6 protein-coding genes and 2 pseudogenes are annotated in these 5,545 nt (G+C 60.0%); 6 read left to right on the plus strand and 2 right to left on the minus strand.

All coding sequences use genetic code 11. The annotated features are described in order from the left end of the window. Positions 1-215, minus strand: a 215-nt coding sequence (locus V7066_RS28810) for a hypothetical protein (RefSeq protein ID WP_442947353.1), incomplete at its 3' end; no start/stop codon positions are given. A 531-nt stretch (positions 216-746) separates the two neighbouring features. Here V7066_RS28810 and V7066_RS19785 point away from each other — a divergent pair. Continuing rightward, entirely contained in the window at positions 747-1,124 is a 378-nt protein-coding gene (locus V7066_RS19785; RefSeq protein WP_442947350.1) for a transposase, read from the plus strand. A 168-nt stretch (positions 1,125-1,292) separates the two neighbouring features. Next, positions 1,293-1,677 (plus strand): annotated as a pseudogene (locus V7066_RS19790) (integrase core domain-containing protein); the annotation flags it as partial. Positions 1,678-1,949: 272 nt separating this feature from the next. Here V7066_RS19790 and V7066_RS19795 read toward each other — a convergent pair. Beyond that, entirely contained in the window at positions 1,950-2,948 is a 999-nt protein-coding gene (locus V7066_RS19795) for a rod shape-determining protein (RefSeq protein ID WP_334184700.1), read from the minus strand. Between the two features lie 266 nt (positions 2,949-3,214). Between V7066_RS19795 and rnk the strand changes: the two genes are divergently transcribed. The 4 genes and pseudogenes from rnk to V7066_RS19815 all read left to right on the plus strand — a co-directional run. Beyond that, positions 3,215-3,664: a nucleoside diphosphate kinase regulator gene (rnk, locus tag V7066_RS19800; protein ID WP_334184701.1), complete on the plus strand. Its 450-nt coding sequence runs from the start codon at positions 3,215-3,217 to the stop codon at positions 3,662-3,664. A 19-nt stretch (positions 3,665-3,683) separates the two neighbouring features. After that, positions 3,684-3,944, plus strand: a complete 261-nt coding sequence (locus V7066_RS19805; protein ID WP_334184702.1) for an Lrp/AsnC ligand binding domain-containing protein — start codon at positions 3,684-3,686, stop codon at positions 3,942-3,944. Positions 3,945-4,280: 336 nt separating this feature from the next. Next, positions 4,281-5,072: an SDR family NAD(P)-dependent oxidoreductase gene (locus V7066_RS19810; protein ID WP_334184703.1), complete on the plus strand. Its 792-nt coding sequence runs from the start codon at positions 4,281-4,283 to the stop codon at positions 5,070-5,072. Between the two features lie 4 nt (positions 5,073-5,076). Then, a pseudogene (locus V7066_RS19815) lies at positions 5,077-5,545 on the plus strand (glycosidase); the annotation flags it as partial.

Genomic DNA, 5,545 nt, shown 5'->3' on the forward strand with positions numbered 1-5,545 from the left:
TGACGACGCTGGTGGCCGAGGCCCGGCCGATCGCAGCCCGTGCCGGCGATGTTGCTCCGTAGATCTACGGGTCCGATGAGCGTAGTTGGCGCGTACCCGGAAAAGCTGCCGTTCCGGTTTCGGTAAGCCCCCCGGGGCGCGGCGATCTCATCGACCGCCCCGCAGTTGCGGCTCTTCTGACCGGGCATGTCAAGCAAGGCGCGAATCTCGGCCAGCGAGAACCCGTTGCGGTGCTACTCGCCGCAGTCGGCGTCTTCGGCACGGGTACCACATTGCCCGACCTGATCGTGGCCGGCATCATGGGGATGCCTGGCATTTCCGGCGGCATCCAGATCATCGTGCAGGCTAGAGGTGAGCACAGTTCGACCCGAAGGGGTTAGATCGCCGCAGCGGAGTGATAGGGACGGATCGATGCGCAAGCTGTTGCCCTTCCTTGCGTGCCTGATGCTGATTCTGGTCTGCTGGTCCGGCATGGCGCACGCTGGGAAGGGGGCTTCTGAGTGTCCGCTCCCGAGTCTCTTCGAGCATCGACTTTGACGATAACCACAACGTCATGGAATTTCTTGATTTGACTTTGCCAACAGACTTTCTCGAATGCACTGCAGTGCGAGGCAATGAGCCAGCTTGGCCAATCGATGATATTCCTGAATTTATGGGAGCTGTTCGAGACCGTTTGAGAATGTGTTGATGGGGCGGCACGGGCGTGATGCAAGCTTTGGATGTGGACCCGAGCGAGCCGTAACCGGATGGTTGGTTTTGAAAAGCGATCGAAGCGCTACCCGACCGATCTGATGGACGAAGAATGGCTGTTTATTCAGCCGTTCCTCCCGCCTGTGGCCAAGCGCGGACGCAAGCTGGCGACGGACCTGCGTGATGTCCTCGATGCGCTTCGCTATCTGGCCCGAACAGGTGGTGGATGGCGGATGTCGCCGAATGACTTCCTGCCTTGGCAAAAGGTATATTGGTGGTTCCGCACGCCTCGTGCGCCGCCTACTGTTCGGGTGGTCAAAACGGACGATCGGGCAGAAGATGGCCGAATCGCCGGTTTTCGGGATCGATACGCACATCGGCGGAACGGACTGCCGGCCTTGGCGCCCTCGCGAAGAGGGGGCAGTGCATCGTGAAAGGCAGGCAGACATGACAAAACACCAGTTCCAGCGCGAACAAAGCCAAAATTGCACGACGTGTCATCGAAGTTCTTGAGTGTTCTGACGAAAGCCACCGTGAGGCTACCGTCATGGGTCTGGTTTGCCGCTACAACCGGCCGCAATCGAGCACATCCGAACTGCTTCCGCGCCTTGACCGTAGTCGATGCCTACACCCGTGAGTGCTTGGCGATCCATGTCGATCAGGGGATCAAGGGCGAACAGGTGGTCGCTGTCATGGACCGCCTGCTGTTCGAGCGCGGCGGCGCACCCGATAAGATCAGGGTAGACAATGGCCCGGAGTTTATCTCTCGGCTCGACCATTGGGCCTACATCAACCGTGTCACGCTGGACTTTCAGCAGGCCTGGAAAGCCTACGGACAATGCCTTCGTTGAAAGCTTCAACGGCCGGCTTCGCGATGAATGCCTGAACACGCACTGGTTCTTGTCTTTGGACGACGCCACAAGCAAGATCGAGGCGTGGCGGACGGACTTCGACGAGACCCGACCTCACACAGCCCCGGGGGCATGACGCCGGCCGATGAAGTGCCGGATCTCTCGTTCTGGCCGGTGGCAGAACTGGGACAGGGGTCAATGTCGAAACCCGTCGCTCCCGGGCCTGCATGTCTAAGACCGGATTGTCCTCACGCCGACTGTTCAGGTTTGTGCGTAATTTGGTTAACCGAGGGCAGCTATCAGGGAACCGAAATAAGGTGCCCTACATCTGCTTTGTTGGCGGGCATCGCCGGTTTCAGCGACCATCCTAAGAGAATATCTGGACAAGCCAATCCGCTATTCCACCTCTCAGTGCAATAGGATGGCCTGCAGACCCCGAACGACACATTCGCGCGTGTCAGCGGCCGTGCGCACTGAAAGACCGGTTTCGTTGGACATCAGCGAAGCAAGCAGAGGAGAAAGTGCTCCGCCGCCAGTCAGAACTACCCCGTCCACTAGAATGTCATGGCTGAGTTCCGGCGGAGTTTCGCTGAGAAGCTGTCGCACGGCCTCGATAATGACGCGGAAATGCTTTTCCGCAACGATATCCAGTTCTTCGCAGGAAAGCGAAAGGACGGCTGGCAGCTGGGTGCGCAGGCTGCGCCCCCTGACTTCAATGGATGCCGAACGCTCCGTGCTTTGCGAGCGGTCGCTATACTCTTCCATGATGCGCTCTGCGGTGAGGTCGCCAATGAGCAATTTGTGCCGCAGGTGCAGGTCGTCGGCGATGGCACGAGCCAATGATGCTCCCCCGACACGTACCGAACGGGTCCGGCAAATACCGCCGAGGGAAATGACGGCCACTTCGCTCGTACCGGCGCCGCATTCGACGATCATTGTACCTGTAGGACGCTCGATGGGAAGCTGCGCGCCGATCGCAGCCGCCAGCGGCTCAGGGGTGAGCCTGACCGAGCCGATTCCAGCATCGTTCGCCGCAGTAACAAGGGCCGCTCGCTCGGCCTGCGTGGCATCGGCAGGTACTCCGATCAGGACGCCCGTGCCGCCCAAGCGCGTACGTCCCATTGAACTCCGCAGCGCGTAACGCAGCATGTGAGTGGCGGCGTCGATATCCTGCAGGACTCCGCGCCGCAGCGGACGCTTGATCCGCATGTGGTCAGGCGTCCGGTCCACCATTGCCCGGGCGCTCTTCCCGGCTGCGAGAAGTTGCTCTGCGCCCGCCGGGCCAGTGAAGCAGCAAAGTGATGGTTCATCGAACAGGATGCCTTCGGAGCGATGAACGATGCGAACATTTGCGGTGCCGAAGTCGATCGCGATTTCGGGCTTTCTCGAGGAGAAAATGGACAACATGAACACTGCCTAGCATCTAGCCCCTTCGTTGTCTTTACCTGCGCGGGTGAAGGTTCGAATGCGACCCATTTGACGAGGTCGCTTGATCAGGGCATGCTGATGCGATGCACGGCTTCGTTCGCCTCATACGGTTCGCCCATCACGGGGGGCAGCTTCTCGCAGGCAACTAGCCCCGGGTTCGGTGCCGCGCGCACCAGGCCCGGGGATGTCAAGAAAACGGGCGCTGCTTTGTCCAGCTGCCTCTCTCTTGCGGGATAGCCAGTATCATGAATATCAAGATGGTGGCCAATCGGCCGCCGATTCATCTCATTGACAATGAGGCCGAGACTTTCATCAACCTTGCGCTGTCTGCTGGGCATCGTTTTCCGGCGGTCGCAGAACTCCTTCTCCAGGAGTTGGAGCGTGCGCAAATTCACCGTGCTGGTGCGCTTCCCGCTCACACGGTGTCGATGAACTGCCTCGTTGAATTTCTGGACGCGGGGAATGGTTCATGCCGGACCGTACGCCTGGTCTACCCTGGTGAAGCGGACATCGCTGCAAATCGGATATCGATCCTCACTCCTGTTGGAGTTGGATTGATTGGGCTGCGGCAAGGCCATGCCATCTCCTGGCCGGATCGTAACGGTCGCGGCCGCAATCTTACGGTCGTCAAGGTCACTTCGCCCGACGTGCGCCAAGTGTCGGGAACAGATTCCATCTTGGGCACTGGTTCGTGATGGGACTCGGGGCGATCGTATGATCGACGTGATGGTAGATATTTGCCTCGATCATCAAGCTTGTGATCACCGCGCGCGTTTCGAAGAGGCGGTGCGCCGTTGTCCTGAGGTGCGCGAGTGCCTGCTCGTGACCCACGACATGTCCTACCGCTTGCGAGTTCAGGCACATGGTCTCGAGAGCTTCGAGACGCTCCGGCGGACTTTGGCTGAAAGACTACCGGGTATGAAGCGCATGTGCACAACCTTCGTTCTACGTGACGTGTTGAAAGAGCGCGCTTGATAGGTTCGTCATTGCTTGATCGTACTTGGCATCCACATCTGGGCACCCTCCGTCTAGGCCCTCAGGCCCCGCGCTCGATAAATGGCCTTTCACCGAATATGGCTTGGTCGAATTGAAGGTTAACCCGGGCAGGACGGAAGAGCCTCATTTTCACTTCGGAGTGATAGTAAAATCGCCCGAGGGTGCCCGGGAGAGCAAAATCCCCTTATCTTCAATGCGTAATGCCGACCAACCTAGGGCGATGGCGCGCCATGCCATGCCATGCCATGCCATGCAATAATCCAGTTCCTATGGGGCCCTTAGGCACTCAGGGCGCCGTGAAGCGTTCTAAATCGCATGGCGTATTTCAACATTTCATTCGATAACGCCTCGGTTGCGATCGTGACGGGCGGCGAATCCGGCATCGGTCGCGCCACGGCAATAAAGCTGGGCAGAGCCGGTGTGCCGGTCGTGCTTGGTTACCTCTCGGATTCCGTGGCTGCCAACGAGGCTGCGTCGACTATCGTCGATGGCGGAGGCAAAGCCGCCGCGGTGAGGGCGGACGTAAGCGACGAGCAGGCCGTGGAGGCTCTGTTCCATTTCGCCGAACAACGGTTTGGAAAGGTCGATCTCCTCGTCAATTCGGCTGGCCTGAACATGTCCGGCGTCATGCTTCGTGATATGGCACTGGCTCAATTTGACCGAATGATCCGCGTGGATCTTTACGGCCCGTTTCTTAGCTGTCGTCGCATGGTTCGCGCGCTGGAAAGTGCGGGGCGCGGTGGCCGCATCGTCAACGTCTCTTCCATCCACGAACGCGCGCCGCGCCCCGGCGGGGCCGACTATGACGCCGCGAAAGGTGGCTTGGCGCAGCTCACCGCCACGCTCGCCCTCGAACTCGCACCCAAGCATATTGCGGTGAACGGCATCGCACCGGGTATGATCCTCACACCGATGAACCAGAGTGCGCTCGATAACCCCCAGGAATTGCAGCGCAAAGAGGCCGCGATTCCCTGGGGGCGAGCCGGCATGCCGGAGGAGGTAGCCGATCTCATCCTGTTCCTGCTTTCACCCACTGCAGATTACATCACCGGGACGACGGTGACTATCGACGGAGCGCTGTCACTTACCGCCGCCCAGGGAGCCTGAACTCATGGTCGCTTATGCCGTTGAGGACCTGCAGGAGGTGACGATCGACATTGCCGGGTCAGAGGGCCGGCTTGCCCATTACGATCTGATGAGCCCCTTCGTCTGGACCGAGGGTGAGAAATATCGCCTGTTGGTTCGCGTGCTGCCCAATCCGTTGGGACCAAGCGACCCGACCGGAGTCATATGGGGCGGGATTTCAGAGGATGGGCGGTGTTTCCGGATGCACGATGCACCCGCGATTACACCGGGGCCCAGCCGCGACGATGCCGGCGGGTGCGAGGATCCGACTGTCGTGCGAGGCGAAGACGGCGCTTACCTCGTTTTCTACACCGGCGTCGACGCCGCGCGGCGGCAGGGGGCATTGCTGGTCGCCAAAGGCCCGAAGCTCACGGATCTTCACGAGCAGCGGGTCATGCTCAAAGCCCCGGAGGGCGAAGGTAACATCAAGGAGGCGACACTCGCGCAGGGTGCGG

Source organism: Novosphingobium sp. (genome assembly GCF_036820275.1).
Lineage (GTDB): Bacteria > Pseudomonadota > Alphaproteobacteria > Sphingomonadales > Sphingomonadaceae > Novosphingobium.

Bases quoted from the DNA above. Each gene is read 5' to 3' on its own strand.
- V7066_RS19785 (WP_442947350.1), top strand. From the start codon at position 747: ATGGTTGGTTTTGAAAAGCGATCGAAGCGCTACCCGACCGATCTGATG.
- V7066_RS19795 (WP_334184700.1), bottom strand. From the start codon at position 2,948: ATGTTGTCCATTTTCTCCTCGAGAAAGCCCGAAATCGCGATCGACTTC.
- V7066_RS19805 (WP_334184702.1), top strand. From the start codon at position 3,684: ATGATCGACGTGATGGTAGATATTTGCCTCGATCATCAAGCTTGTGAT.
- rnk (WP_334184701.1), top strand. From the start codon at position 3,215: ATGAATATCAAGATGGTGGCCAATCGGCCGCCGATTCATCTCATTGAC.
- V7066_RS19810 (WP_334184703.1), top strand. From the start codon at position 4,281: ATGGCGTATTTCAACATTTCATTCGATAACGCCTCGGTTGCGATCGTG.